Here is a 26147-nt window from a genome sequence, read left to right as displayed (position 1 = left end):
CGCCCGCCTCGGCCGCCGGTTCCAGTCTACCTTATGACGACCGCGGCACAGCCATGCAAAACAGGACCTCCGGAAGCTCTCGCACGCCGTCAGGCTCGTCCTCAGGACACGCGCGGAGGACCCGCCCGTTCCGGGCGGGTCCTCCGCTTGCCCCTGGCGCCGGGTACGGTTCCCCCGGTTCAGCCGAGCACCTCCGCCAGCGGCGTGTACGCCAGCCCGTGCGCCTGGGCCACCGCCTCGTGGACCACGCGGCCCTCGACCACGTTGGCCCCCCTCGCCAGCGCGGGGTCTTCCCGCAGGGCCTGACGCCAGCCGCGGCCGGCGATCTTGAGCACGTATGGCAGCGTGACCCCCGTCAGGGCCAGCGTGGAAGTGCGGGGCACGGCGCCCGGCATGTTCGGGACCGCGTAGTGGAGCACGCCGTGCCGTTCGAAGACCGGATCGGCGTGGGTGGTGGTCCGGTCCATGGTGGCGATGGACCCGCCCTGGTCGATCGCCACGTCGACCAGGACGCTGCCGGGCTGCATGCTCCGGACCATCTCCTCCGTCACGAGCTTCGGCGCGCGGGCGCCGGGGATGAGTACCGCGCCGATCACGAGGTCGGCTCGCTCGACCGCCGCGCCGATGTTCCCCTCGTTGGAGTAGACGGTCTCGACCCGGCCGCCGAAGATGTCGTCAAGGTAGCGGAGGCGGTCGGCGTTGATGTCCAGGATGGTCACGTGCGCCCCCAGCCCCACGGCCATCTTTGCCGCGTTCGTGCCGACCGTGCCGCCGCCCACGATGACCACCCGGCCCGGCGGTACGCCCGGTACGCCCCCGAGGAGGACGCCCCGCCCGCCGGAGTGCTTCTCGAGGAAGTGCGCGCCGATCTGCACGGCCATCCGGCCTGCGACCTCGCTCATCGGGGTGAGGAGGGGCAGGCTCCGGTCCTCCAGCTGCACCGTCTCGTAGGCGATCGCCACGACCCGGCGCTCCATGAGCATCCGGGTGAGTTCCGGCTCGGGCGCCAGGTGGAGGTAGGTGAAGAGGATCTGGCCCTCCCGGAAAAGTCCGTATTCCTGAGGCAGCGGCTCCTTGACCTTGACGATCATCTCGGCCGCCGCGAACACGTCCAGGGCCTGCGGCAGCACCTCTGCGCCTGCGCCGGCGTACTCCTCGTCCGCAAACCCGCTCCCCTGACCGGCTCCGGCCTCGACGAAGACGCGGTGGCCCGCCCGCACGAGCGCCCGGACCCCCGCCGGCGTGACGGCCACCCGGTTCTCGTATGGCTTGATCTCCTTGACCACGCCGATGTCCACTGCGCGTCGGCACCCCGGCCCGCCCGGACCGGGCGCCATTGCCTCCCCTTCTGCGGCGTTCGTGATCCAGAACGATTATCCCAGATCCTCCCGGCCTGCCGCAACTGACTGGCCGCCCCACCTCCCCGCCCCGCTCAGGGAATACGTCCGGCCAGCCCCATGAGGACCGGCGCCGCGTAGGCCTCCACCGCAGCGGCGCACAGGAGCAGGAGCAGGCTCAGGCCCATCCAGCGCGTGTACCGGGAGAGTTCGGCGTAGAACGCGCTGCGGCTCTTCCGCGCCTGCCCGCCGGCGAGGAGGAGCGCGAAGTGCACCGTCCCCCCGGCGGCCGCGGCCAGGCCCGGCACGGTCAGGAGGCCCTGCGGCAGCAGCGCGGCCGCCGAGTAGGCGACGCCCCGCCACCCCAGCTCCGCCCCCAGGAAGCCCGCGGCGAAGCCGGCCGCAAACCCCCGGAGGAAGGTCTCGCCGAGGGCGACCACGCTCCCCACCACCGAGAGCCCCAGCCCCCAGTAGAACAGGATGAGGCGGACGTAGTCCCGGGCCGCCGCGCCGAGCGCCACGAGGGGCGGCAGCGGGCGCTCGCCCCTCGCCAGGCCCCGGAAGAGATCGGTGACGGCGGCCATGGTCTCCCGCCGGTCGGCCTCGCCAAGGGACCCGACCGCGAGCGCGCCGAAGATCACCCCGGCCACGAAGAGCGCGAGGGCGAGGAGCACGGGGCCGACCCGTTCCTCCAGGTCCTCGGCCACGAGCTCCGAAAGGCGCTGCAGGCGTCGCACGCGGGCCACCCCCTGGGGGGGCCGAGCCCCCCAGGAATGGGTATGTCCCCGGACGGCCACGAATGCCGTTCATTCAGTTGTGAGTTGTGAGTGGTGAGTGGTGAGTCACCCGTGTGAGGCGAGGGGGCAAGCCGCCCGGCGCGCGGCCGGGCCGCTGCGGTCCGCTGCAGTCCGCTGCGGTCCGCGAATGTTGACGGGCGTGGCCAATCTCACAACTCACAACTCACCACTCACAACTGGTAAGTCAGCTTCCCATACGCCCCGCCCGCCCCGGGCGCGATGCCAAGCCGCCCGGAGCGGGCGTCGTCGATCCGCCCTGCGAGCGCCGGGCCGACCACCTCGGCCAGCTGCTCCCGGGTGGCCTCGTGCAGGACCGCCATCTCCGAGCCGAAGGCGGCCAGGAGGCGGTCCAGCGCCCGCGGCCCGAGGCCGGGCACGAACTGGAGCGGCACCTGGTGGACGTACGGTGGCCGCGGCCGGCCGCTTGGCCGCCCCGGCAGGGGCCACCCGACAGACTGCCCCGACTCCTCGCCGGCCGGGGGGCCGGCCAGGAGGTAGATGCGGTCCAGCACCCCCAGCACGAGCCGGTGCGCGGGATCGCGCGGGCAGCGGTCCTGCGGCGGCGGCCCCGTGAGGGGACCGTCGCAGTCCAGGCAGAACGAGCGGTGGTACTTGCCGAGACGGGGGTCGAGCCCGAAGTTCGCCAGCACCTGCCGCCCGTCCGCTCCCTCCAGGGCGAGCTTCAGCTCGGCGAAGGACGGCGCCTCCACCCCCAGCGCCATGTACTCCCGGGCGATCTTTCCCCGGGAGTGTGCGTCCGAGCCCGTCACGAAGGTGAAGTGCTGCAGCTCCGGCACCCGGTCGGCGAGGGCGGTGTCCGAGGAGAGGCCGAGTTCCACCCCGGGCACGTGCGCCCAGAGCTCGCGGGGGATCACCGCCTCCACCGACCCGGCGGCCGCCAGGATGCTCTTGTAAGGTGTGAACGCGTGCGCCGGGACCACGAACCCGCCGGTCGCCGCGACCCGCCGCACGACCTCCTCCCCCGTCGCCCGGTGGCGCTGGGTCGACAGCGAAGGGTTGCGGACCACGCTCTCCTGCCAGCGGCCGAACTCCTCCAGCGCGGCGAGGTCCGGAAAGTAGCACAGGAGGTGGATCGGACCCTCGTGGTACACCTCGACCTCCGCGCCGGGGATGAGGGTCACCCGGTCCCGGAAGGACAGCCCGCCCCCCGGCAGGGGGAACAGGTCGCCCTCCCGGACCAGGTCCCGCAGGACGGCCCGGGCAGGTACGGCGGCGGCGTCGATGATGCCGACCATCCCGATGCCCTTTCGCCGCACGCACTCGTCCAGCACGCCGGCGACGGTGAGGTCGCGGGCGGCCGCCATCTTGATCCCGGCCAGGTGGACGTGCAGGTCGCAGTACAGGGGTCGGTTCACCGCAGCACCCCGAGGTGCGCCGCCGCGAGGAAGAGCCCCGCGAGGGTCTTGGCGTCCCGCAGCCCGCCCCCGATGGCCCGCTCCAGGGCCGTCCCGATCGGAAGCACCTCGACCTCGATGTCCTCGTCCTCGTCGCCGTCCAGCTTCGACGGCGTCAGCTCCTCGGCCAGGTACAGGTGCAGCAACTCGGTGCAGAAGCCGGGGGCGGAGTAGAAGCTGGTCAGGTGCGTGAGCCGGCCGGCGCGGTAGCCGACCTCCTCCTGCAGCTCCCGCTGCGCCGCCTCCCGCGGGTCCTCCCCCCGCTTCAGCGTTCCGGCAGGCAGCTCGAGCAGCGTCTCCTGCGCGGCGTAGCGGAACTGGCGGACCATGAGCACCCGCCCGCCGTCGAGGATCGGCACCATGACCACCGCGCCGGGATGCTCGACCACCTCCCGGGTGACGGTGAGACCTCCCGGGAGGCGCACCCGGTCACGGTGAACGCGAAAGACCCGGCTCTCGTACATCGTCTCGGAGGACAGCCGGGTCAGGTTCGGCTCCTGTGGCATCGGCGGAGGTTCCCCCTGTGAGCGAGGTCGCCGGCTGGTACGCCGGTCCTTCCTCACCCTACCACAACGGGCGCCCGGGAACCAGCCGGAGCCGGGTCACCGCCCCCGCGGCAGGTGGATGCGCCGCAGCCGGTGGATCGTGGCGATCCGCTCCTCGGCCAGCACGTCCGCCGCCTGGGCCGTGGTGATGCCGCGGTCCCGGGCGATCGTGAAGATCTCGAGCAGCTTGTCGTAGATGGTCGCGACGCGGGCGTAGGCCCGATCCCGGCTGTACCCCGACGGATGAAACTCCTCTGACACGTTGACCAGGCCGCCGCCGTTGATCACGTAATCGGGCGCGTAGAGGATACCCCGGTCCTGCAGGGCCTGGGCGTGCCGGGGCTCCTGCAGCTGGTTGTTGGCCGATCCGGCCACGATCTGGCACTTCAGCCGGGGGATCGTGTCGTCGTTCAGGGTCGCACCGAGCGCGCAGGGCGCGTAGATGTCGCAGGGCACGTCGTAGATGGCCTCCGGCGGGACCGCCCGGGCCCCGAAGTCCCGGACGGCCCGCTCAGCCGCCTCCGGGCTGACGTCGGTGACGACGAGGCGTGCGCCTTCGTCGGCGAGGTGCCGGCAGAGGTGGTACCCCACCTTGCCCACGCCCTGGACCGCCACGGTCCGCCCCTTCAGGTTCTCGTTGCCCCAGACCCAGCGCGCGGCGGCCTTCATCCCGCGGTACACGCCGAAGGCGGTGACCGGCGAGGGATCGCCGGAGAGCTCCGCCTGGCCCGCGACGAAGGGGGTCTCCCGGCGGATGACCGCCATGTCCTCCACGGTGGTGCCGACGTCCTCCGCCGTGATGTACCGGCCGGCAAGGCTGTGCACGAAGCGTCCGAAGGCGCGCAGGAGCGCCTCCGTCTTGTCCCGGCGGGGATCGCCCCAGATGACCGCCTTGCCGCCGCCGAGGTCCAGCCCCATCGCCGCGGCCTTGTACGTCATCCCGCGGGCCAGACGGAGCGCGTCGGTGAGGGCCTCCTCCTCGGACCGGTAGGGCCACATCCGGGCTCCGCCGAGGGCGGGCCCCAGCGTGGTGTCGTGGATGGCGATGATGGCCCGGAGCCCGGACACCTTGTCGTGGCAGAAGACGACCTGCTCGTGGCCGTGTGTGGCCACCTCGGAAAAGATCGCCACCGGCGCGCCCTCCCTTTCGGTCGGTGATCGGGTCTCACGGGCTTGGCCACGGGGCGTTCCCGGCACCGTCGCCCCTCAGCTCGCGATCAGACCCAGGGCGATCGAGTACAACTTGTTCTCTGCAGTGTCTGCACGGGAGATCAGGACGACCGGCGCCCGCGCCCCCACCACCACGCCGGCCACCCGGGCCCCGGCGAGGTACACGAGGGCCTTGTAGAGGATGTTGCCGGCGTTCAGGTCCGGGACCAGCAGGAGGTCTGCCCGGCCTGCGACCGGCCCGCCCACCCCCTTGTGCCGCGCGGCCTCCTCCGACACCGCCAGGTCCATGGCCAGGGGGCCGTCCACGTGGCACGGGCCGAACTCGCCCCGCTCGGCCATCTTGCTGAGGAGGGCCCCGTCCAGGGTGGCCGGCATCTCGGGGTTGACCACCTCGACCGCGGCGAGGACGGCGACCCGTGGCTCGGACAGGCCGATCCGGCGCAGGACCTCGAGCGCGTTTCGCAGGATCGCCGCCTTGGCCTTGAGGTCCGGGGCCACGTTCATCACGAAGTCGGTGATGCCGAGGAGCCGGCCGAACCCGGGGACCTCGAGGAGGCCGACATGGCTCAGCATCTGCCCGGTGCGAAGCCCCCGCTCCTTGTCGAGCACCGCCCGCAGGAGCGCGGCGGTCGGCAGCATGCCCTTCATGAGGAAATCCGCCTCGCCCATGGCCACCAGTTCCACGGCCCGGACTGCGGCCCGTTCGGCGTCCGGCTCGTCCACCACGCGGTGGGGGCCGAGGTCCACGCCGAGTTCGCCGGCCAGCGCTGCGATCCGGGAGGCGTCCCCCACCAGGGCCGCCCGGCAGAGGCCTTCCCGGTGCGCCATGTCGACCGCGGCGAGCACCTCCCGGTCCGCCGCCGCCGCCACCGCCAGCGTGCGGGGCCCGCGAGCCTTCGCGGCAGCCAGGAGTTCGGCGAAGGAACGCACGCAACACCACCCCTGTGTCGACATCGATGTCTCAGGCGGCTCCGGCAGTAATGTTCCCGGTTCCCCGCGCCCTGGCGGCCCAGCGGTCGCCCCGGGGCACGCTCCCCCAGGGCGATAATTCACGTCGGCCCACCGCAATCCCTGCCCCGCGCGGTGTTTGGAAGAGGTTGACATGCCTGGCCGGATGTAGTAAACTGGGGTCGCTGGCGGGGTGAGCCAGATATGGAAATGGAAATCAAATGCCGCAGACGGGTGCCGGGGGGGTGCGGGAGGTGAGCGAGGAGAGCGAGGTGTGGGTTGCCACGGCCAACCCGGTGACCGGCACGGCGACGGACGACCTCATCCTTCACGGGCTGAAGATCCCGGCGGCGGTCTTCCCCTTCCAGGACGCCCTGCTCGCAGCCCTGCGGCGCCAGGCGCCGCCGGCCGTGCTCGTGCTGCACGAACTCCTTCCCGGTCCGCGTGACCCGGTCCCCTTCCTCGCCCGGGTACGGCAGGCAGCGCCGGCGACACGGGTCGTGTACCTGCTCGCCGAAGGGCCCCGCGCCGATCCCCTCATCCAGGCGCTCCTGGACGCAGGCGTGTACGACTTCGCCATCGGGTCACCCGGACCGGACGACCTGCTGCGCCTGATCCGGGAGCCACGGTCGCCTGCGGAAGTGCGCCACCTCTATCGCCGTCCTGCCCCCGCCGAGGCCGCCGGGAAGCCCCCGCAGGCACCGGTTTGGCGCGGCCGCAGGGGTCTGGCGGGGGTGCTCGGCCGGCTGCGCCCCGCGCATGCCCTGTTTCCCCGGTCGAAGGGAGGTGCACCCATGACATCCGCCGCGCCGCGAGCCACTTTCGGGGTACCCCAGGTCGACGCAGACGTCTCGCCATCCGTGTCCACGTTCTCCCCACGGCTCCTCTGCGCCGTGTGGGGGCCCAAGGGCGGCGTGGGCACGTCGACCGTGGCCGCCGGCCTGGCCGCCGCGATCGCCGGCACGGGCCGCCCCGTGCTCGCCCTCGACCTCGACCTGCGGGCCCCCGCGCTGGGCGTTCACTTCGGGCTCCCTTCATCCGGCGGCCTCGCTCCCCTGCACGCGGAGGCCGTCACCGCCCAGGCCGTCCGCCGCCACGCCCGCCCCGTCCCGTCGGTGCCGGGGCTCTGCGTCCTCACCGCGGCGCCGTCCGACCTCCTCAGCCTGGACGGAGAGGAAGCCGGCCGGCTCATCTCGGCCTGCCTGGACGCGTGGGACGTGGTGGTGGCGGACTGCGCGCACCCCCTCGACGAGGCCACCACGTACGCCGCCCTGCGCACCGCCGCGAGGACCTATCTCGTCGTGGACCAGGACCGCGTCGCCGTCGAGCACGCGTGGGAGTTCTTGCGCCTCGCCGCCGAGGCCGGCGTCCCCCGGGACGGCATGCGGCTCGTGATCAACCGGTACTTTGCGGGTCACGGCGTCCCGCCGCAGGCGATCGAGGAGTACCTGGGCCTTCAGGCCCGGGTGGTCATCCCGGCCGAGCCCCTGTCCTACCTCCGGGCCATTCACGAGGGCACGCCGGTCGCCACCCGCGCGCGGGGCCTGGGGGAGGATCCCTGGGCACGCCTCGCCGCCGACGCCCTTGGCGGGGAGGGGGCGGCGGCGAGTCCTCGCCCGGGCCTCCTGGCCCGTCTATTCCGCTGGCAGGGGGCGGCCGGGCGTGGCTAGGGTCAACCTGCGCGACGAGATCCTCCGCCGCCGCCGCGACCAAGCGGGCCTCCCGGTCGCACCGGACAAGTCCGTCACGGCGCGCCTCGTCGAGCGGCACGCCGCCACGGTGGCCCGCGCCCTGGCAGATCCGGGCGCCGCCCAGGAGTTCCGGGAGGCGATCTCTGCCGCTGTCCGGGCGGAGGCCCTCACCTCGCAGGAGCGGGACGCCCTGGCCCGGGAACTCACCAGCCAGGTCCTGGGCTTTGGCAAGCTGCAATCCCTCGTCGACGATCCCACCGTGACCGAGGTGCTCGTGAACGGACCGGGGTCCGTGTGGGTCGAGCGGGGCGGCCGCCTGGAGCGCGCCCCGGTGGACGTCTCCGGGCCGGAACTCCTGCACCTGGCCCAGCGCCTCGCCGCGCAGTCCGGCCGGGAACTGACCGAGAGCCGGCCCCTGGCACTGCTGACCCTGACCGGCGGCGTCCGGGTCCGCATCGTCCGGTCCCCCGCCACCCGCCAGGGGCTCGTCCTGGCCGTCCGGAAACCCGCCACACCCGCGCGTCCCATCGGACCCCAGGAGCTCGTGGCCCTGGGCTCCCTCACCCCGGACATGCTGGACTTCTTCGCCCTGGCCGTGCGTGCCCGCCTGAACATCCTCGTCCTGGGCGAGACCGGCAGCGGCAAGACCACGGTCATCCGCAACCTCCTGCGCTTCGTCCCGCCCGAGGAGCGCCTGGTGATCGTCGAGCAGGCATCCGAACTCGTCTTCGACGACGTCCTGCCCCACACCGTCAACCTGGAGGCCGTGGACCGCCTGCACGATCCCGTTCCCGTCTACGAACTCTTCCGGGCGGCGCTGCAGTTGCGGCCCGATCGGTTCGTCCTGGGCGAACTGAGCGGTCCGCAGGAGGCAGCCGACCTCATCGAGGCCATGAGTGCGGCCTTCCGGGGCGGTATCACGTCCTTTCACGGCGACTCGCCGGAGGACGTGGTTCGCCGCCTCACCCTCCTCCTCATGCGGGCAGGCTTTCAGCTCAGCGAGGACCAGACCCGGCGCATGCTCCACGAGACGCTGGATCTCCTCATCTTCTGCCGCCGCTTCCGGCAGGACGGCAGCCGCAAGGTGGTGCGGGTCGTCGAGGTGTGCCCTCTCGGCGGCGGCGAACCGTTCCGGGACCTCATCCGCTTCCGCTACGGCGGACTGGACGCGCGGGGGCGGGTGGCGGGAGAGTTCGAGTACCTCCGCCACCTGAGCGCCCCCAAGCGCCTGCGGGCGTGGGAGTTCGGCCACCCCTTCCCGGACCGGTTCGGAGGCACAGGAGAGGAGGACGTGGGCCGGTGACGCTCGCTCTCCTCGCCGTGACCTTCGTGGCGGTGTACACGGGCACCCGGCTGCTCTTCAAGCCGGAGCGGGTCTTCGGGCGAATGCCGGCAGCCCGGCGCCCCGGGCACCTCCCGGGGCGGCCCCTGCGCACGGTCTCCCGGCGGTCGGCCCTTTCCGCGGTGGGCGTCCCGGCTCTCGCCGCTGTTCTGGCCGCTTCTGCGTACGCACTCTCTTTTCAGAACCTGTTCGCCGGGGCGGCGATCGCCCCGGGCGGATGGTTCGCCGGCGCGGCCCTGCTCCGGTCGCTCAGGCAGGTCCAGGAACGGCGCGTGCGCGGGGCGTGGCGGGTCGCCATCGACCTCTTCCCCGACTTCCTTGAAGCGGCCGGTTCGCCCGTGCGTGCGCTGGCTCGGGTCGCCGACCGGACGCCGGAACCGGTCCGGGTTCGCCTGCACGAGGCGCTTGCCCGACATGCGACGGGCGAATCCCTGGGAGCCGCCCTCGCCGGCGCCGCGCCCGACCGGGAGGAGGTCCGCCTCTTCGCCCGCTGGCTCGAGGTCGCCCAGCACAAGTCGCAGGACGTCGGTCCGGTGTTCCGGCGCCTGGGTCGCGCCCTCCACGAACAGCACGTGCTGGAGGCAGACCGCCGTGCCGAGGTCGCGGGCGCCCACCTGATGGCGATCGCCCTCACCGCCGGCCCCGTCGCCTTTCTTCTCGTCGAAGGGGCAGCCCTGCCCGAGCTCCGGGAGACGCTGTTCGGCCCCGCCCGCGCCCTGGCGCCCGTCTCCGCCGCGCTCACGAGCCTCTCGGCGTTCCTGCTGTCCCGGGCGGGGAGGGCCCTGTCATGATCGCGACGGTTGCCGTCCTCGTGGCGGGCATCGCCGCCCTGGTCCGCACCCTCCTGGAGCCGCCTCCCTTCCGCATCCGCCGCCTGCCCGCCCGCCGGCGCGGCGTCCGCCCGCCCGACCTGACGGGACGGTTCCCTCGTCCCCTGCGGGTGCGTCTTCAGGCCGTCGGGTGGCCGCCGGCCGCCTTCGCCGCCGTGGTCTCGGGCGGCACCCTGACGGCGCTGCTCCTCCTCCCCGCCCTGGGAGCCACGGCCCTGTTCCTGGCCCTGACGGTCCTCGCCGTCTCCTTCTGGACCCTGGAGGCCGAGTACCGGCGCTGGCAGGTCGAGATCTTCCGGGAGCTGCCGGTCTTGGCCGACCTGCTCGAGATCCACCTCGCCGCCGGCGATACGCCCCTGCAGGCCCTGGCCGGGGCCGCATCGCTCCTCTCCGGTCCCCTCCGGCCCCAGGTGGACCGGACGCTGGCCCGGGCCGCGCTCGGCCAGGACTTCGTGTCGGCCTTGCAGTCCCTCGGACAGGTCACGGGCCGGCCGGAGATGGCGGCCGTGGCCGCCCGGCTCGGGGCTGCCCTTCACGCCCGTACCCCGTCGCATCCCGGTTTCGCCGCCCTCTCCGAGTCCCTGCGCCGGACCGCGGAGGCGGAGATCCGTGAGGCATCCCGCCGGATGCCGGCGGTGTTTGCCCTGATCGCCATGGTCGGCCTGTTCAACCTCGCGCTGGTCATCGGCGGGCCCATCCTCCTGGCTTCGCTTCATGCCCTGGCGGGGCCGTGAGGCTCGAAACCCTGCGGTGCCGGTGCGGCTTCCGGGAGTCGGGGATGATCCTGCCTATTGGACTGAACATTCTTTCGGGAGGGGAAAACCATGATCCGCCACCGCCTGGTGACCTTCGGGCTCCGCCTGCTCCGCGAAGAGCGAGGCGGCATCGACAGCCTGGTCTACATCGTGACCGGACTCCTGTTCGCAGCGGGCATCTACGCGTTCTTCAGCCGCACGGCCCTGCCCACTGTCATCCAGTGGCTCACGGGCGTCATCGACACGATCACGGCCATCAAGTAGGAGCGCCGCCGGGCCTGACGGCCCGGACCTCTCGGAACGGAAAGGACGGTGAAGGCGCGTGCCTCTCCGGCTTCTCCTTGACTCGCGCGGTTCGGGCGAGGCCATCGCCCTGGTCGGCGGCCTACTGGTCGCCGGCACCGCGCTCGTGGGCGGCGTCGAGGTTGCCCGCACCGGCGCCCTTCAGAACCACCTGAAGCGGCTCGCCGAGGTGGTGGTCGAGAACGTGAGCGAGAACGGGTGCTACGACGCCCGCACGGACGCGCAGGTCCGCGAGTACCTCTCCCGCGCCCGGCTGGACCCTGGCCGCCTGGCGCTCAGCGCCACCACCGTGCGCCAGCCCTATGGCGAAGGGGTTCAGGCCCGGGTGGAGTACGTGAGGCCGGTCGCCCTCCTCGGGCTCGGCACGCCGCTCGGGGTCCGGGTGGCGGCGACCGCGACGGGAGTGTCGAACCACGTCGCGCCCGTGCGCAACGCCGCCTGCACCCGCCCCTCCTTCGGTGCCGCCACCGGCAACGCCGGCGTCGAGCCGGCCACCGTGGGTGCAGGCGCACAGGCCGGTAGCCCCAGCCCGTCGCCCGCCTCCCCGGAGGCGGCGGGTACCGACTTCGATTCCCCGGCGTTCCGTCCCTGGCAGGACACAGCGCAGGGCGAGGGGCACGAGGCTCCGGCGTGCGGTCCCGTCACGCGGACCCGGACGGCCACCCGATACCGGGATGAGGAATACCCGGTCCAGGTTGACACCCGGGAGGAGACCCGCTACCGCGAGGAAACCTACGAGGTGCCCGTGCAGCGCACCCGCACCGTCACCCGGTACCGGACGGAGACCTACCAGGTGCAAGTGGGGACGCGTGCGGAGACCCGGTACCGGGAGGTCACCCGCCGGAAGAAGGTCTGCACCGGGACTCTCTTCAAGCGCTGCACCTACCGAACCTACCGGGACCTGGAGCCTTACACCGAGGTCGTGCCCGTCTACGAGACCCGCACCCGCCAGGTGCCCTACGAGACCACGGAAACCTACACCGCGTACGAAACGCGAACCCGGCAGGTGCCGTACACGGTGTCGGTGCCGGTCTACGAGACCCGGGTCCGCAGCGTCCCCTACACCGTGACGGAAACGTACGTCGAGAATACCTGCGAGACCCGGTCCGCCCAGGGGACTTCTTCCCGACCCGGCGGCGGGTCCGGCCTCACGGACCCTTCTGTTCCCGGGAAGGAGGGGGTCGGGCGTGACCTCCCGTCCGTCGGACGAGCAGGGTAGCCTCGGCATCCTGGCCGCGGCGCTGCTCCTCCTCTTCGCCGCCTTCGCCGCGGGCCTGGCCGGCGTACACGAGGTGGCCGCCACCCGGTCGCGCCTGCGGCAAGCCCTCGTGGCCGCCCTGGATGCGGCGGCCGCACAGACGGACCCCCTCCTGACGGCGCGCGCCGGTCGGAGCGAGATCCTGGAGCCGAGGGCCCGCAGTGCCTTCCTGCACGCGTTCCCCCAGCTCGCCGGCCTCACGGCGGCCTGGGGGCCCTCTCCCACCGATCCGGTCCTGGCGGGTCCCGTGGTCCTCGAGGACTTCCGGGTCTACACGGCCTCCGACGCCGGGACGCCCGATCCCCTCGGACACGTCGTTTCCGGCCCGAGTGTATATGCCCGGGTGCGGTTCCCGGTCACCGTTCGTCTTCTCGGGGTACCGGCCGGACGCCTGGAGGTGCAGGTCGCGGCCCGCCAGGCCGCTCCCGCCTACGACCAGCTCTCCAGCTCCTGGCAGTATCGCTGAGCAGCCCGGCTTGGGGCAGAGTCCGACGAGGAGGGACCCCCGGATGAGGAGGCGCACTGCCCGGCTCCGTCTGGCGCTGGCGGTCCTCACCGCCGCGTGGCTGGGCCCCGGCTCACCGTCCCCTGCCCTGGCGGCAGGCAGGTGCTACGACCACGGGTGCGGCTCACAGCCCCCGGCATGGCTCGCCCCGGACAGGTGGGCGGCTCCTGACCTCAATCGGGATGCGGACGATGAGGGCGACCTCCGCTCGGGCAGCCGCCAGGGCGGAGATCGGACCCACCCCGACCGCTCCCGGGACACGGACCGTGGCCGGGAGCGAAGCCCAGCGCGCGATTCGCAGGGCAGCGCCATCGATCGCATGGAACAGGCGGTCCTGCGGGCAAAGGACGACTGGCGAAGGGCTTACGCGGACTACGAGAATGCGCGGACCCGGGGCGACGCCGCGGCGATGCAGGCCGCCGGCCGGCGGATGCAGGAGGCGCACGAACAGGCGGAACGCGCCCGCAGGGAATACAGGGAGCGCACGGGGCTCGAACCCCCGGAGTGGCTCCTTTCCTCCGGAACCGGCCGCCGGGAGGATCACGCCGGCCCGGGAGGCGCTAGTAGCCACGGAGGCGCCGGGTCGGGCGCCGGCGGCGCGGGCACGTACGTCCAGGCTCCCCCGGCCTTCGCTGCCCTCGGCTACGGGACCCTGGTCGGCTTCAACCCGCTGACCGTCGACGGCAGACCTCTCATCGGCACCGACGGCAAGCCTATCATGGCCGCCCAGTTCGCTGCCAACCAGAACCAGGGGGCCGGCGGGACGATCTCCGCCATTCCGACCGACCGGATGACGCCCGAGCAGGTTCAGCGGTTCCGCGAAGCAGGATTTGTGGTCGACGGCGGCATGGTGCTCGTGAGCGCGCACTTCTACGCGGCCACCGCCACCGGCGGGGGGCCCAGGGGAGACGTCAGCTGGCGGCTCTCCGGGGGAAACGATCTCCACATGGTCACGCCGGTGGGCGCCGTGTCCTCGGAGGTCCTCGCCACGCTCACCCGGACGGTGCTCGCGCCGAACGGCTGGCCGTGGTTCTACGCGGGGAGCTCCGGCACCCTCCATACCCCCGGCGGCTTCGTGGACATCTCCCTCGGCGGCTCCGCCCCCGACCGACCCGGCGGGGGCGGCAGCGAGGTGGTCGTCACCCCGCCCGAAACCCTGCCGGTGGGCATCAGCTCCGTCCACGTGCGCCCGAACCCGGTAGTCGAAGGGCAGGCGCTGGTCGTGACCGTACAGACGACCGGACCGGTCACAGAGGGCCTCGTCTCGTTCGGCTGGGGGCTGCAGGTCCGGCTCTCCGGCCCGGCGGGCACCTGGTACGCGACGGCCGTGGCTCCTCCGGTCCCGCAGGAGACCACGTACCCGGTGACCGTCGTCGTGGCGGGCGCGAGCGGACAGACAGCCACCCGTCGCACCACCGTCACCGTCCGGCCGGCCCCGCCCGAGGTGATCCGGGTCGACGTCGCGCCGGACCCGGTCCGGTTCGCCGACACCCTCACCGTGACCGTGGAACTCGACGGCCGGGCGTCCGCCCTCTCCGCCCGTGTCCTCTACCGCCGTCCCGACTACCGGGACCGGGGCGGCGATCCGGCCATCGCCCTGACGAAGGTCTCGGGGGAAGCCCCCGGGAGGACCGTCTGGCGGGGAAGCAAGCAGGTCGACTGGATCACGCCGGCCGAGTGGCAGGACGTGATGGCCGGCCGGGCTCTGCCGCCCTACGCCATCACGGTCACGGCGACCGGCCCGGCCGGCGAGGACAGCGGCTCGGCCCAGGTCACGGTCCAGGGGACCACGGTCTGGGTCGTTCCGGTGCCGGACTGACATACGGCAGGGGGATCCGGAAGGGGGATCCGGATCCCCTCCGGTTTCCATGGCAAAGGCGGGTGATCCAAGGTGCGGCTGAGAAGGCGGTATGCCGCTCTACTGTCGTTTGCCGTCGCCTCCGCGTCGGCCGTCATGCTGGTGCGCCAGGCCCGGGCCCTGGCGCCTGCCCCGGACCTCGTCCCCGTCCTCTTCGCCAGAGCCCCCGTCCGGGCCCTGGAGGCGGTCTCCGCGTCCGCCGTGGAAGTGCGCCGGCTTCCCCGGGAGGCTGTACCCGAGACCGCCCTGACCAGCCCCGAGGCGGCGGCGGGAAAGCTCGCCGCCCAGGACGTCCTTCCCGGTCAGATCCTCCTGTCCGGCATGCTGACCGATACCCCGGTGCGCCGGGGTCTGCTGCGGGGTGAGGTCGCGCTCGAGGTTCCCCTCGGCCAGGGCAGTGGTCTCTACCTGCGCCCCGGCGACCGGGTCGACGTGATCGCAACAGTCCACACGAACGCGCCGAAGGCCGAGCCACCGCAAGAGCCCGCCTCGCTCCTCGTCGCCAGGGGGCTGCGGATCGTGACCCTGAAGGCCAGCTCGGGAGCGGACGTCGACCCGGACAAGCCCCAGCCCGGCCTGATGGGGGTCGCCGGCGGCCCCGCCGTCGCGGTCCTGGCCGTGCCGGCTGAACTGGTCTCCACGCTCGTCTGGCACGTCGAGACCGCGAAGGTGCGGCTGGTGGTGAACCCGTGGGCGCCGTAAAAAGTGGACGCCCTGGAGGACCGCGAGGTCCCGAGGCGTGAAGGCGAGGCCGGGGGAACCCCCGGCCTCCGCTCTTCGCTTCCATCGGCCTGACCGGCGCGGTGGTCGTGTGCCGGACAGAGCCGCCGGAACACCTGGTCCAGGAACTGGCGGGGCTCGCCGTGGGAGACCGCCAGCCGGCGGATGGACTCGGACAGCCATGCGACAGCAGCAACGAGTAAGCCGGCACCGGCTCATAGGTCCGGAGATGATCTCAACGCCGGCAGCGGGGGAAGGTCACCCCGTCCAGGACGGGCCGGGCGGCGGCCGCCGCCGGGACGCGGACCCGCAGCGGGCCGGCGAGGCGAAGAGGCAGTGCCACGCTGGCCCGGACTTCCACTCGCCCGTCCGGGGTCAGGCGAAGACGGTCGAGTCGCGCCCCGCCTGTTGCGAGCCAGGCCGCGGCCCGGGATCGCGCGAGAGCCCAGCCTGACCGCAGGGTCCGACAGGCGGCACCGTACCGGTCCGCCGGAGACGGGCTCCCGCCCATCCGGTCGATCTCGCTCCGCCACGCCGCTCCCAACGCCCGCGCGGAGCCCAGGGCGGCGGCGTCCGCCGCTGCCTGTGCCTGCCGGTGCGCCGCGTGGACGGCGAGCAGATCCAGCGAGGCCGAGCCGAGGAAGACCAGCAGGCCTGCGGCGGCGAGAAGGGCGGCTCCGGCCGCCCCTCTCGATCCCTCGCCGCCCTTCACGCGCCGCCCTCCCACGGCATCACCACCCTTCGCTCGACCGTGACGGGCAAGAGTTGCCGGCCCGACGGACCCAGCCGCACGAGAGGAACGGCAAACCGGGCGCGCACCTCCACCTCCCGGGAGACGCGTCCCGGCATGCCCCGGGATGGGGGAGACCGGCGGAGGCGGACTTCCACGTCCTGAACCCGGAGGGAACCGGCGGCCGCCACCACCGCCCTTCGGGCTGCCAGCTCCACGTCCGCTTCCGGGGCCACCGCCGCAACCCGGGCGGCGTCGCGGACGGCCGACTCCGCCACGACCACGGCGTACGCAGCCAGGATGAACTGCCACGCCACCGCCGTGACCAGGAGGAGGACGGGCAGGAGGCCCAGGAACTCGACGACCTGGCTGCCCTCCTCCCCCCGCCGGCGGGGAACCGGCCCCCGGCTTCCGGCAGCCGCCGGCCCGGCGAACCGCTCTGGAGACCCCCCGGCCATCAAGGGCTCAGCCGGTTGACCATCGCCTTGACCTTCTGCCCCACCAGAGCCGAGATCTCCACACCGCCGTCTCCGCCGAACCACGAGATCATCACGCCCATCAGGGCCAGCACCACCAGCCCCAGACCCAGCCACTCGATGGTCTGCATCCCTGCCTGGTCGCGCAGCAGCCGGTGGACCACTCGCTGCAGAATCCGCCGCATGGGTTCCCCTCCTCACGAAAAGTCTCCGTACCCGTCAACGCAGCCGCCGGATCGGCTCCCGAAACCCCTCCTCACGGGCCGAACAGGATGCCCGTGAGACCGAACTCTGCGGGATTCTTCCACACACTCAACAGCAACAGCCCGAGAAAGAAGACCAGGGCTCCGGGCGTCGCCACGAACGTGGTCACCAGCGTGATCCGGGGCCCCGCCCTCGCGGCCTGTTCTCTGGCCCGTGCGAGGCGGATCCGGCGCAGGTGGCTCGCCTCCGTCGCCAGCACGCCGGCCAGGGGCACCCCGAGCGCGTGCGCCTGCGCCAGGGTGGCGACGAGCCAGTCCAGGTCCCGGCAGTCGTTGCGTTCCCGGAGCCGGAAGAGGGCGTCGCGGCGGCTCGCCCCCAGGGCGACCTCGGTCAGGTATCGCCGGAACTCTTCCGCCAGCGGGCCCTCGAGGCGGGACACCACGGCGGAGAGGGCCGCGTCGAGTCCGGCGCCGGCCCCGAGCGCCACAGCCAGAAGATCGAGAAGGTCCGGCAGGTCCCGGCCCAGCCGCGCCTGCCGGCGGCGGGCGATCCGCCGCACCCACAGCGCAGGTGCGAGGCAGCCTGCCGTCGTGGTCCCGATGGTGATCCAGGGACCGCCCGGCCCGGCAGCCCAGAGCAGGAGTCCCGAGGCCAGGCCCACCAGCCCCGATGCCGCCTGCAGGCCGAGAAGGCGCTCCGGCCCGAGGCCGCCCGGCCGGCCGGCCCAGCTGAGGATGCGCCGTGCCGCCTCCAGCGCACGGTGCCCGGCAAGCCGGACGGCCCACCCCTCAAGACGGCCGGCGAGGCCGAGAAGGAAGCGAGGAAAGGGCAGGGAATCCCTCGCCGGTTCACCGCGAACCCGGGTGGTGGGGGGCGTCCCGGAAGCCGGGGCCCGCGCGGCCCGCCCGTCGCCGGCCCGCATGAACACCCGCCGGCGGAGCACGCCGTCCCGCAACCACGCCCAGGCGGAGAGCACCAGGAGGGCGAGGCTCACGAACGCCAGAAGCTCGGTCAGCAGGGCCATCTCACACCTCCACCGCCGCCAGCCGCCGGATCCACCACCCGCTGAGTAGCTGAAGACCGGTGAAGACGGCGAACAGCACCATGCCGGGCAGGGTTCGCAGGAGGTCCAGCGCGCCGGGGGCGATGAGATTGAGCAGCAGGACCCCGCCGACGGACAGGAGGGGGATCAGGCCGGCGACCGCCCGGGCCTCGGCGGTCAGGGCGGCCGCCTCCCTTTTCACGGCGTGGCGCTCCAGGAGGGCGTGGCCGACCCCGTCGAGCGCTCGTGCAAGGTCCCCGCCGATCTCCCGGTGGAGTTCGATCACGGCGCACATCAGCCGGACCTCGGGCTCTCCGGACCGTTCGCCGAGACGCTCCAGCACCTCCTCGAGCGGACGCCCGAGGCACAGCTCCCCGTGCGCCCGCCGGACGAGATCCCCGAGGGGCGGCCGCAGCTCTCCCGCGGCCCGGGCGAGCCCCTGGGGCACGGTCTGGCCCGCCCTCAGGCTACTGGCCAGGATCCGAGCCAGTTCGGGCAACTGCCGCCCCAGTTCCTCGCGGCGCCGCCAGGCAAGGGCGGCAAGGATCCGGCCGCTGAGCGCGCGACCACCGATGGAGGCCAGCAGGACGTCGAGCGGGAACCCCACGCCGAGCCAGCGGCGGACCAGTACCCAGGAGGCGAGGGCCATCCCCAGCGTGGCGCCGGCCCACGCCAGCGGACTGACCTCGATTCCGGCACGAACGAGGCCGGCAGCGGCTGCGCGGCCCACGGCGGTGCCCTCCGCCCACGAGGCTGCCCACAGCCACCGCCGGCCCCCCGCCTCCCGGTGGGGCTGCACCAGGTGCCGGAGCCTGCCGGCGAGCCGGACCCGCGTCCCGCCGGTGCGGGCTAGAGCGGCGAGCGCGGCCGCCCCCAGCGCGGCGGCCAACCCAACCAGTACGGCGGCAACGACCACGGATCATCCCCCCGGAGCATCCCGCGTCGCCCAGCCGGTCCGATCAATCGGGACGGGGACCCGCGCCGGCCTCCACCAGCCGGGGCCAGTGGCGGCTCCGGGACCCGTGACCCGCCAGGTGCGGGCCCGAACCGGGGCCCGTCCGCGTGGCGGTGAACACCGGCGACGTCACGATCCGCCCGCCGGGTACCCGCGTGACGTCCGCGATCTCGACCACCCGGCGGTGTCCGTCGGGCAGGCGCTGCACCTGCACGACGAGGTCCAGCGCCGCCACGAGGTGCTCCCGGACCACCCGCACGGGGAGAAGCGTGCCAGCCATGAGGACCATGGCTTCGAGGCGCGAGAAGGCGTCGGCGGGCGAGTTCGCGTGCAGGGTGGTCAAGGAGCCCTCGTGGCCCGTGTTCATGGCCTGCAGCATGTCCAGGGCCTCCTCGCCGCGGACCTCGCCCACGATGATCCGGTCCGGCCGCATGCGCAGGGCATTGCGCACGAGCTGGCGGATGGGGACCTCGCCCTTCCCCTCGACGTTCGGCGGCCGGGCCTCCAGGGCGAGGACGTGCGGGTGGGGCACCCGCAGCTCCACCATGTCCTCGATGGTGATGACCCGCTCGGTGGGGGGAATCTCCGCGGCCAGAGCGGCCAGCAGGGTCGTCTTGCCGGTCCCTGTACCCCCGGAGATGAGGATGTTGAGGCGTGCCCGGACCGCAGCCCGCAGGAACCCGGCGGCCTCGGGGGTCAGGGCTCCGAGCTCGACCAGATCCCGCAGCGACAGGGGACGCCGCTGGAACTTGCGGATGGTGAGGATCGGGCCACCGACCGATACCGGAGGGATGACGGCGTTGATCCGGCTCCCGTCAGGCAGGCGCGCGTCGACCATCGGCGAGAACTCGTCGACCCGGCGGCCCACCCGGGCCGTGATGCGGTCGATGATGTGCCGGATGTGATCCCGATCCCGGAATCGGACGGCGGCCGGCTGGATGCGCCCCTGCCGTTCCACGAACACCGCGTCCGGGGCGTTCACCATGATCTCCGTGATCGCCGGGTCGTGCAGGAGCGGCTCCAGAGGGCCGTAGCCCGCCACCTCGTCCACGACCCCCTGGACCACGCGCTGGTACTCGGCCCTGGGCAGGATCACGCGGGCCTCCTCCAGCATCCGGCTGACCCGGCGCTCGACGCCGCGCCGCAGCTCTTCCGGCGGCAGGGCGGCAAGCGCCTCGACGTCCGCCTCGCGCAGGAGCCGCTCCACGTACTCGGTCCCCGCCGCACGCGCGTGCTCGTTCACGTCAGCCCACCAGCCTCGTAGCCAGTCGAACCACGTCCCGCAGGAGCGGGGTGAGCCTCCCCCCGGGGTTCAGGGGGAGCCGGGACCGGGCCAGGTACCCCTGGAGCTCCCAGAAGGCGGCACGAACCTGTCCCAGGACCGGGAGTCCGGTGAGGCGCTCGATATCCGGAAAGCCGAACTGGTTGCCCCGGGCGGATCGGTTCACGGCCAGCCCCATGCGGTGCAGGAGCGCCGGGCGCTCCGCCTCGATGCGGGCGACCGCCCGGCGCAGCCCCTGCACACCGGGGAGGTCGGGGGTCAGGACGTAGAGGATGGCCGTGGCTTCGGTGAGGGCCGCCCACGTCACCTCGCCGAGAGCGGAGGGAACGTCCAGGAAGACGAGGTCGTGGTGGGCCCGGCAGAACCGGAGGAGGGCGCGAACCTGGGCTGCCGATGGCGCCGGGCCCGTGCGGTCCCCCGCACACAGGACCCGCAGTCCGGTCGGGTGGACGGTGAGGGCCCGTTCGAACTGCGACGGTTCGAGTTCCTCCAGCACCGGGAGGAGATCTGCCACCCCCCGCTCCGGGTGCAGGTCGAGGAACACCTCCGCGCCCCCGAAGTCCAGGCTCAGGTCGACGAGGAGGACGCGCCGGTCCGTCCGCTCTCGTTCGGCCAGGGCGATGGACGAGGCGAGGAAGGTCTTGCCGCTGCCGCCGCGCGCGCTCCAGACGGCGATCGTGTACGCCCTCCCCGGCACCGCGCCGGATGGGTCCGGCACCCGGTCCCCGGCGTCCGGCCATGGGTTCCTATCTGCCATCCGTTCCGCCTTCCTCCCCGGAGGACTCGGTGGCACCGTCCGTTCCGCCGGAGGTCCACGCAGACCCGGCCGCCGCGGCGGGCCGGCGCACCACGCGGATCTGCTGGCCGAAGTTCTCGGCCCAGGCAAGCCGGCGGGCCTCCTCGAGGCGGATCCGCAGGGAGATCCGGGTTCCCCGGGGCCCGGCCAGGTCGGCCGCAACCGCCTCCGGGGCGGGGGGTGTGTCGACCCGGACCACGAGGGCGTCCTGGAGGTAGACCTCCGCCAGGCGGTTATCCCCGCGCTCGTAGGCCACCAGGACGTCGGCCCGGTCCCCCGGGGCCAGGTCGGGCTCGAGGAACACACGCTCGCTCTCCACCAGGGTGTAGACCCGCTGCTCGAGGGCCAGCCCGTCGGCCCGTGCGACCATGCTCGCCAGCACCGGCTCTCCCGCCGCGATCGGGACCCGGGTCACCCGCCCTGCCACCTGCGCCGGGTCGCTGTAGAACGAAGGGAAGGCGTAGCGGCGGGCGATGCCCACGGTGGAGAGGGAGGCGGGGGCGATCACCTCGCCCGCCGCCAGGGGGACACGGGCCACCACGGCGGGTACCTCCTCCCCCAGTTGCGCCTCGAGCGCCCGCAGCCGTGCGAGGGCGGTGACCGCTGCCAGAGCCCCTGCAACGAGGGCTCCCGCCAGCATCAGGGCAGTCCCGCGGTGCGCGCCCCACACATCCTCCACCTTCCTGCTCTGGCTCGTTTACCCAGGTAATTCTATGCTTTCACTCCAGATCCTGCCTCGATACAGATCGAAGTTCGTGATCGCCGACCCCGCGAGGGATCGATCCCACCCCAACACATCGGATAAGGAAGATCCCCGCCGGCCGCGGCCCGGCGGGGATCCCTCACCCCCCTCAACGGGCGCCGAGGAGCCCGTGTCGTTCGAGCTTGTAGTAGAGCGTCCGCGGCGCGATCCCCAGCCGGCGGGCCGCTTCGGTCTTGTTCCCGCCCGTCGCCTCCAGGGCCCTGCGGAGGGCTTCCCGCTCGGCGGCGGCCACCACGTCGGCCAGCGGCAGGACCGCGGTCGCGGTCCGGCCAGGCCCCGCAGGGGCCGGGGCATGCCGCCCGCCCGACAGGCCGTCCAGCGGCGGCAGGTGGCGCGGGAGGAGCACCGACTCCCGCACGTCCACGCTGACCATGGCGCGGCTGATCACGTTCTCGAGTTCCCGCACGTTGCCCGGCCAGTGGTAACGCATGAGGGGCTCCATGACGGCCGGGTCGATCGAGGTGACGGCGCGCCCGTACTCCCGGTTGAACCGCTCCACGAAGCGCTCGACCAGGGTCGGGATGTCCTCCCGGCGGTGGCGTAGCGGCGGGATGAAGATCGGGATGACGTTCAGGCGGTAGTAGAGGTCCTCCCGGAACTCGCCGCGGGCCATCTTGTCCTCCAGGTTGGCGTTCGTGGCCGCGATGATCCGCACGTTGACCGGGATGGGGGTTGTCTCGCCCACCCGGCGGATCTCCTTCTCCTGGAGCACCCGCAGGAGCTTGGCCTGCAGGCCCAGGCTCAGGTCGCCGATCTCGTCGAGGAAGATGGTGCCGCCCTGCGCCTCCTCGAAGAGGCCCCGGCGCCCGCCCCGCCGGGCCCCGGTGAAGGCGCCGTCCGCATAGCCGAACAGCTCGCTCTCCAGCAGCTGGTCCGGGATGGCCGCGCAGTTCACCCGCACGAACTCCCCCGGACGCCCCGAGGCGTTGTGGATCGCGTGGGCGAACAGCTCCTTGCCGGTGCCGCTCTCGCCCCGCAGGAGCACCGTGGCCGGGGTCTCGGCCGCCCGGCGGGCCTGCTCCACGGCCATCTGCATGGTCGGGGAGGTCGCCACGATGTCCTCGAACGTGTACTTGGACTGCAGCCGCCGGACGAGCTTCTTCTGCTGCTCCAGCTCCTCGGTCAGGCGGAGGATCTCCGAGACGTCGTGGATGACGCCGACGCTGCCCTTGAGCTCGCCGTCGACCAGGATGGGGGCCACGTCCACGATCACGTCGCGCCGGCGGGGTCCGACCTTCATCGGCACGCCGCGCACCGGTCGCCGGGTGCGCAGGACCTGGAGGTGCATCGACTCCTGGGTCTCGTCGATGTCGACGGTCGCCGGCTTGCCGATCACCTGCTCGGGCGTGAGCCCGGTGAGCCGCGTGTAGGCCGGGTTGACGAGGAGCCCCATCCCCCGGCTGTCGACCACCGAGATCGCGTCCTGGGTGGAATGGATGATCGCCTCGAGGAGGGCCTTCGTCTCCCGGAGGTCGGTGATCTCCTCGGCGAGGGCCTTGACCTCCGTGATGTCCCGGAACACGGCGACCGCGCCGACCACCCGGCCGGACTCGTCCCGGACCGGCATGCGGTTCGTCACGATCGTCGTGGAGCCCAGGTCCTGCTGCTGGTTCAGCTCCGGCTTGCCGCTCTGGAGGACGGCGTGGAGCCGGGTGCCCGGGATGACCTCGGCGGCCGGCCGGCCCAGCACCTTCTCGCGCCCGACGCCGAGGAGCCGCTCCGCCGCCGTGTTGCACACCGTCACCAGTCCCTCGCCGTTCACGGCGAGCACCCCGTCGTGGGTCGAGTCGAGGATCAGGTCCCGCTCCCGATCCCGTTCTCGCAGCCGGCGGATGAGCCGCTCGCCGGCCTCGACGAGGGCGAGCACGAGCTCCGTCGCCCCGGGCGGCAAGAGGTGTGCCCGGACCGGCTCGAGCCGGCGGATCTCGGCGGTGACGGCAGGGTCGGGGTCGGGCTGGACGACCACGTCGAGGTCCGGCCGCCCCACCAGCGCGCGCCACTCGGCGGTCACGGGGATGCCGAGTTCCCTGGCCAGGCGCGCGCCCGGCGCCTCCGGGTCGGAGGCGGCCACCCCGGCCACGCGGACGCGCTCCATCCCCGCGAGCGCGCGCAGGAGCGCCGCCGACTTCTCGCCGGCGCCGATGACCGCCACGTGCAGGACCGGAGCCTGCACGGCGCCCACCTCCTGTCGGGTCCCTGCGCAGGTTGTGCACGTTCTTGCACTCCTCGTTCGCCTCGCGCGTGCACAATCCTGCAACAGAACACCCCACCGCGGGCGGTGGGGTGCTGGGTCCCGTTCAGCCGTCTTTCTTCTCCTCCCGCACCTGGAATCGGTACTGGGCGACCGGGGTTCCGTCGAGGCTGACCGTCACGTGGTAGAAGCCCGGTTCCCTGGCCTCGAACGACAGCGGCGTCACGACGGTGGTGAAGGCGGCCTCCCGTCCGTACTCGAACTCGGTCTGGTCCCTGGCCAGGACCGTCTTGCCATCCGGGGCCAGCACCACCACTTCCTCCCGGTGCCGCCCCACGGAGAGGCCGCCCCACTTGTTCAGGATCACGAAGCGGATGTCGCCTGTGGTGAACGTACCTACATTGGGGCCGATCGCCACGGGCATGCCGAGCTCGGCCGTGACCCCCATGGTGATGAGGGACGCCAGATATACGTTTTCAGGCAGTCGGAACGTGCCGCCGGGAACGCCGGTGACGGCCGCGGGGATCCCGATCTCGGCCGGCGTCTGCCGGCCCCTGGCGGGCCCCGTCCGTCCCCGCAAGATCCGGCCGCACCCGGACGACGAAACGACGAGCGCCAGGGCGGCGACCAGCGTGAGGAGCCGTACGAGCCGCATGGCGGCTCCTCCTCTCCTGTGCTTGCGGGCTCAGACCATCCCTCCCCCGTTTCATCCTATGCCGCCCCGTGTCGCGCCGGGTGTGACAGTTCGCGGGTCGTCGGGTTACAGTTCGGTTGCCTGTGCATCAGCCGGACCGCGCCAGCAGCCGCAGGTGATCCGCCACCATGGCGATGAACTCCGCGTTGGTGTTGCCCGGTTCCCGCGTGCCGCTAACCAAGCCGCTCCGGCCGCTTCCCATGCGGGATAGCTGGTTTTGGGAGTTGCTCCCAGGTGCCCTGAAATCGGCCGTTTTGGGTCGAGTTCGCACACAATCCGCGCGCGGAGAAGGGTACTCCCGGGGGTAGGCCGAAACGAAAAAGGGGCGGCGCTGTGTTGCCAGAGGTTGAGCGCCGCCCCGGGTAGGAGGCAAGCACGATGTTCGACGGCGGTGGGGGGAATCCCTACCGGGAGATGGTCGAGCGGTGGAACGCCCGGGTCACGTTCGTGCTCGAGATCGACGCGGTCCTGGGGGGCGACACCGCCTACCCGGAAGCCGTGCGTTGGCGGGTCGCGACCTGGGCTGATGACCTCCGGGCGCTCTGGCACCGGCACGCTGCAGCGCTGGCCGCCTTGCCGGCGCCCGATGTGATTGAGCCCAGCGACGCGCCGCCCGCCCTGGCCGCGGACATCGCCGAGTGGCAGGCCCGATGGTGTCTCCAAGGGCCGTGGCTAGGCCATGTGGCCTTGGCCACCCTCGTCGCGTGGGCTCGAAGACGGCTTGTGCCCTCGCAACTCTGGTTCGTTCCCGGCGATGACCTCGCGGGCGCATGCTGCCCGCTCCCGCCGGTACGCCTCCGCCCGATCCGAGGGCGCAGCCCGTCGTTTGCCGGCTGGAGGGGCTCGGTGGCGGCGGTGCGGCCGTTCGCGCAGTACCATCCGAAGCTGAGGCGGTTGTTGCCCGCATTGGCACGATGGGCGAAGGAGCACGGGTTGCCGGCGCAGGCCCAGCGCCCTTCGGCCCTCACGAAGGACATACAGGCGTTCATCCGCACCCGGCTGGGCGGCGAATCGCCGCTGGAGCTGCTGCCCGGCGCCGACTCACGCCCGGCCTGGCAGCTTGACGTTCGCCCCATCCTTGAAGCCGTGAACCGCGTAGAAAGGCTCCTGGCCATCCCCGTTCGGCCGCGAGGGCGGCCAAAGTCGAAACAACCCTGAAACTGGCTTCGCCGTAGGACGCTCCGGCAAAAACGCGCTGGAGCGTTTTCTCATTTTCACCCAGTCGTTGCCAGGCGATGATGTGGTTGACGATACGATCCACCCCTCGATGATCCGGAGGTGAGACGATGGCCCGGTTGGCTACGGCCCGGGAGATCGCCGCAGAGTACGGGCTGCGGGTAGAGCGGGTGTACGAGCTAGCTCGACAGTCGCTGATCCCGCACGTGCGGGTAGGCCGGTCGGTTCGCTTCGACCGCCTGGCCGTGGAACGATGGATCGAAGCCGGCGGCCAGGCCCTGCCCGGCGGGTGGCGGCGGGGCGCGTAACAGACGGGAAAAAACCCGCCGGTAGCGCGGCGGGGTATGAAAGGAGCGGCACTTCA

The 26147-nt window shown here is 72.7% G+C and carries 28 protein-coding genes; 11 read left to right on the top strand and 17 right to left on the bottom strand.

The annotated features are described in order from the left end of the window. Positions 1-179 precede the first annotated feature (179 nt). The 6 genes from ald to caldi_RS05090 all read right to left on the bottom strand — a co-directional run bounded on the left by ald (position 180) and on the right by caldi_RS05090 (position 6194). Positions 180-1298, bottom strand: coding sequence for an alanine dehydrogenase (gene ald / locus caldi_RS05115; protein ID WP_264844030.1), 1119 nt, complete (start codon positions 1296-1298; stop codon positions 180-182). Positions 1299-1432: 134 nt separating this feature from the next. Continuing rightward, complete coding sequence (gene spoIIM / locus caldi_RS05110) at positions 1433-2074, bottom strand: stage II sporulation protein M (RefSeq protein ID WP_264844029.1); 642 nt, start codon at positions 2072-2074, stop codon at positions 1433-1435. Positions 2075-2304: 230 nt separating this feature from the next. Next, complete coding sequence (locus caldi_RS05105; RefSeq protein ID WP_264844028.1) at positions 2305-3510, bottom strand: endonuclease Q family protein; 1206 nt, start codon at positions 3508-3510, stop codon at positions 2305-2307. Next, positions 3507-4055, bottom strand: a complete 549-nt coding sequence (locus caldi_RS05100; RefSeq protein ID WP_264844027.1) for an NUDIX hydrolase — start codon at positions 4053-4055, stop codon at positions 3507-3509. Before caldi_RS05100 ends, caldi_RS05105 begins: the two co-directional genes overlap by 4 nt. A 96-nt stretch (positions 4056-4151) precedes the next feature. Then, positions 4152-5225, bottom strand: a complete 1074-nt coding sequence (locus tag caldi_RS05095; RefSeq protein WP_264844026.1) for a Glu/Leu/Phe/Val dehydrogenase dimerization domain-containing protein — start codon at positions 5223-5225, stop codon at positions 4152-4154. A gap of 75 nt (positions 5226-5300) precedes the next feature. Next, positions 5301-6194, bottom strand: coding sequence for a bifunctional enoyl-CoA hydratase/phosphate acetyltransferase (locus caldi_RS05090; RefSeq protein WP_264844025.1), 894 nt, complete (start codon positions 6192-6194; stop codon positions 5301-5303). A 272-nt stretch (positions 6195-6466) separates the two neighbouring features. Here caldi_RS05090 and caldi_RS05085 point away from each other — a divergent pair, with 272 nt between their 5' ends. From caldi_RS05085 to cpaB, 9 genes are all read left to right on the top strand, one after another. After that, on the top strand, positions 6467-7882 hold the full coding sequence (locus caldi_RS05085; RefSeq protein ID WP_264844024.1) for an AAA family ATPase: 1416 nt from the start codon (positions 6467-6469) through the stop codon (positions 7880-7882). Then, positions 7875-9206: a CpaF family protein gene (locus caldi_RS05080; protein WP_264844023.1), complete on the top strand. Its 1332-nt coding sequence runs from the start codon at positions 7875-7877 to the stop codon at positions 9204-9206. Before caldi_RS05085 ends, caldi_RS05080 begins: the two co-directional genes overlap by 8 nt. Further along, on the top strand, positions 9203-10036 hold the full coding sequence (locus caldi_RS05075) for a type II secretion system F family protein (protein WP_264844022.1): 834 nt from the start codon (positions 9203-9205) through the stop codon (positions 10034-10036). The genes caldi_RS05080 and caldi_RS05075 overlap by 4 nt, the downstream gene beginning before the upstream one ends. Continuing rightward, complete coding sequence (locus tag caldi_RS05070; RefSeq protein ID WP_264844021.1) at positions 10033-10809, top strand: type II secretion system F family protein; 777 nt, start codon at positions 10033-10035, stop codon at positions 10807-10809. Before caldi_RS05075 ends, caldi_RS05070 begins: the two co-directional genes overlap by 4 nt. A gap of 90 nt (positions 10810-10899) precedes the next feature. Beyond that, entirely contained in the window at positions 10900-11094 is a 195-nt protein-coding gene (locus tag caldi_RS05065; RefSeq protein WP_264844020.1) for a hypothetical protein, read from the top strand. Between the two features lie 58 nt (positions 11095-11152). After that, the gene (locus caldi_RS05060) at positions 11153-12352 is read left to right on the top strand and encodes a hypothetical protein (protein WP_264844019.1); all 1200 of its coding nucleotides are present in this window, start codon (positions 11153-11155) and stop codon (positions 12350-12352) included. Further along, the gene (locus caldi_RS05055) at positions 12321-12857 is read left to right on the top strand and encodes a hypothetical protein (RefSeq protein WP_264844018.1); all 537 of its coding nucleotides are present in this window, start codon (positions 12321-12323) and stop codon (positions 12855-12857) included. Before caldi_RS05060 ends, caldi_RS05055 begins: the two co-directional genes overlap by 32 nt. Positions 12858-12900: 43 nt before the next feature. Then, positions 12901-14715 (top strand): hypothetical protein, encoded by a 1815-nt coding sequence (locus caldi_RS05050; protein WP_264844017.1) that lies wholly within the window; start codon positions 12901-12903, stop codon positions 14713-14715. A 72-nt stretch (positions 14716-14787) separates the two neighbouring features. Continuing rightward, on the top strand, positions 14788-15456 hold the full coding sequence (gene cpaB, locus caldi_RS05045; RefSeq protein ID WP_264844016.1) for a Flp pilus assembly protein CpaB: 669 nt from the start codon (positions 14788-14790) through the stop codon (positions 15454-15456). Between the two features lie 253 nt (positions 15457-15709). Here cpaB and caldi_RS05040 read toward each other — a convergent pair whose 3' ends face one another. The 11 genes from caldi_RS05040 to caldi_RS04990 all read right to left on the bottom strand — a co-directional run bounded on the left by caldi_RS05040 (position 15710) and on the right by caldi_RS04990 (position 24788). Then, the gene (locus caldi_RS05040) at positions 15710-16186 is read right to left on the bottom strand and encodes a hypothetical protein (RefSeq protein WP_264844015.1); all 477 of its coding nucleotides are present in this window, start codon (positions 16184-16186) and stop codon (positions 15710-15712) included. Further along, a complete protein-coding gene (locus caldi_RS05035) occupies positions 16183-16662 on the bottom strand; it encodes a TadE/TadG family type IV pilus assembly protein (RefSeq protein WP_264844014.1) in 480 nt (159 codons plus the stop codon). The genes caldi_RS05040 and caldi_RS05035 overlap by 4 nt, the downstream gene beginning before the upstream one ends. Further along, positions 16662-16865: a hypothetical protein gene (locus caldi_RS05030; RefSeq protein ID WP_264844013.1), complete on the bottom strand. Its 204-nt coding sequence runs from the start codon at positions 16863-16865 to the stop codon at positions 16662-16664. Before caldi_RS05030 ends, caldi_RS05035 begins: the two co-directional genes overlap by 1 nt. A gap of 71 nt (positions 16866-16936) precedes the next feature. Continuing rightward, complete coding sequence (locus caldi_RS05025; RefSeq protein ID WP_264844012.1) at positions 16937-17908, bottom strand: type II secretion system F family protein; 972 nt, start codon at positions 17906-17908, stop codon at positions 16937-16939. 1 nt (position 17909) lies between these two features. Further along, complete coding sequence (locus caldi_RS05020; protein WP_264844011.1) at positions 17910-18842, bottom strand: type II secretion system F family protein; 933 nt, start codon at positions 18840-18842, stop codon at positions 17910-17912. Positions 18843-18885: 43 nt separating this feature from the next. Further along, a complete protein-coding gene (locus tag caldi_RS05015) occupies positions 18886-20124 on the bottom strand; it encodes a CpaF family protein (RefSeq protein WP_264844010.1) in 1239 nt (412 codons plus the stop codon). Between the two features lies 1 nt (position 20125). Next, entirely contained in the window at positions 20126-20920 is a 795-nt protein-coding gene (locus caldi_RS05010; protein ID WP_264844009.1) for an AAA family ATPase, read from the bottom strand. After that, the gene (locus caldi_RS05005; RefSeq protein ID WP_264844008.1) at positions 20910-21638 is read right to left on the bottom strand and encodes an SAF domain-containing protein; all 729 of its coding nucleotides are present in this window, start codon (positions 21636-21638) and stop codon (positions 20910-20912) included. The genes caldi_RS05010 and caldi_RS05005 overlap by 11 nt, the downstream gene beginning before the upstream one ends. Positions 21639-21810: 172 nt before the next feature. Further along, positions 21811-23895 (bottom strand): sigma 54-interacting transcriptional regulator, encoded by a 2085-nt coding sequence (locus caldi_RS05000; RefSeq protein WP_264844007.1) that lies wholly within the window; start codon positions 23893-23895, stop codon positions 21811-21813. Positions 23896-24019: 124 nt separating this feature from the next. Further along, entirely contained in the window at positions 24020-24568 is a 549-nt protein-coding gene (locus tag caldi_RS04995; RefSeq protein ID WP_264844006.1) for a DUF6941 family protein, read from the bottom strand. A gap of 127 nt (positions 24569-24695) precedes the next feature. Beyond that, positions 24696-24788, bottom strand: coding sequence for a sporulation initiation factor Spo0A C-terminal domain-containing protein (locus tag caldi_RS04990; RefSeq protein ID WP_264844005.1), 93 nt, complete (start codon positions 24786-24788; stop codon positions 24696-24698). A 197-nt stretch (positions 24789-24985) separates the two neighbouring features. Between caldi_RS04990 and caldi_RS04985 the strand changes: the two genes are divergently transcribed. Further along, positions 24986-25765, top strand: a complete 780-nt coding sequence (locus caldi_RS04985) for a hypothetical protein (RefSeq protein ID WP_264844004.1) — start codon at positions 24986-24988, stop codon at positions 25763-25765. A 128-nt stretch (positions 25766-25893) separates the two neighbouring features. Next, a complete protein-coding gene (locus caldi_RS04980) occupies positions 25894-26091 on the top strand; it encodes a helix-turn-helix domain-containing protein (RefSeq protein WP_264844003.1) in 198 nt (65 codons plus the stop codon). The last annotated feature ends 56 nt before the right edge of the window (positions 26092-26147 follow it).

Origin of the sequence: Caldinitratiruptor microaerophilus, assembly GCF_025999835.1 — a bacterium.
Lineage (GTDB): Bacteria > Bacillota > Sulfobacillia > Symbiobacteriales > ZC4RG38 > Caldinitratiruptor > Caldinitratiruptor microaerophilus.
This window is presented reverse-complemented; position numbering and strand designations above follow the sequence as displayed.

Excerpts from the sequence above, each read along its gene's own strand:
- caldi_RS05100 (WP_264844027.1), bottom strand. The coding sequence starts at position 4,055 with ATGCCACAGGAGCCGAACCTGACCCGGCTGTCCTCCGAGACGATGTAC.
- caldi_RS05070 (WP_264844021.1), top strand. The coding sequence starts at position 10,033 with ATGATCGCGACGGTTGCCGTCCTCGTGGCGGGCATCGCCGCCCTGGTC.
- caldi_RS05065 (WP_264844020.1), top strand. The coding sequence starts at position 10,900 with ATGATCCGCCACCGCCTGGTGACCTTCGGGCTCCGCCTGCTCCGCGAA.
- caldi_RS05050 (WP_264844017.1), top strand. The coding sequence starts at position 12,901 with ATGAGGAGGCGCACTGCCCGGCTCCGTCTGGCGCTGGCGGTCCTCACC.
- caldi_RS05035 (WP_264844014.1), bottom strand. The coding sequence starts at position 16,662 with ATGGCCGGGGGGTCTCCAGAGCGGTTCGCCGGGCCGGCGGCTGCCGGA.
- caldi_RS05030 (WP_264844013.1), bottom strand. The coding sequence starts at position 16,865 with ATGCGGCGGATTCTGCAGCGAGTGGTCCACCGGCTGCTGCGCGACCAG.
- caldi_RS05025 (WP_264844012.1), bottom strand. The coding sequence starts at position 17,908 with ATGGCCCTGCTGACCGAGCTTCTGGCGTTCGTGAGCCTCGCCCTCCTG.
- caldi_RS05010 (WP_264844009.1), bottom strand. The coding sequence starts at position 20,920 with ATGGCAGATAGGAACCCATGGCCGGACGCCGGGGACCGGGTGCCGGAC.
- caldi_RS04995 (WP_264844006.1), bottom strand. The coding sequence starts at position 24,568 with ATGCGGCTCGTACGGCTCCTCACGCTGGTCGCCGCCCTGGCGCTCGTC.
- caldi_RS04985 (WP_264844004.1), top strand. The coding sequence starts at position 24,986 with ATGTTCGACGGCGGTGGGGGGAATCCCTACCGGGAGATGGTCGAGCGG.
- caldi_RS04980 (WP_264844003.1), top strand. The coding sequence starts at position 25,894 with ATGGCCCGGTTGGCTACGGCCCGGGAGATCGCCGCAGAGTACGGGCTG.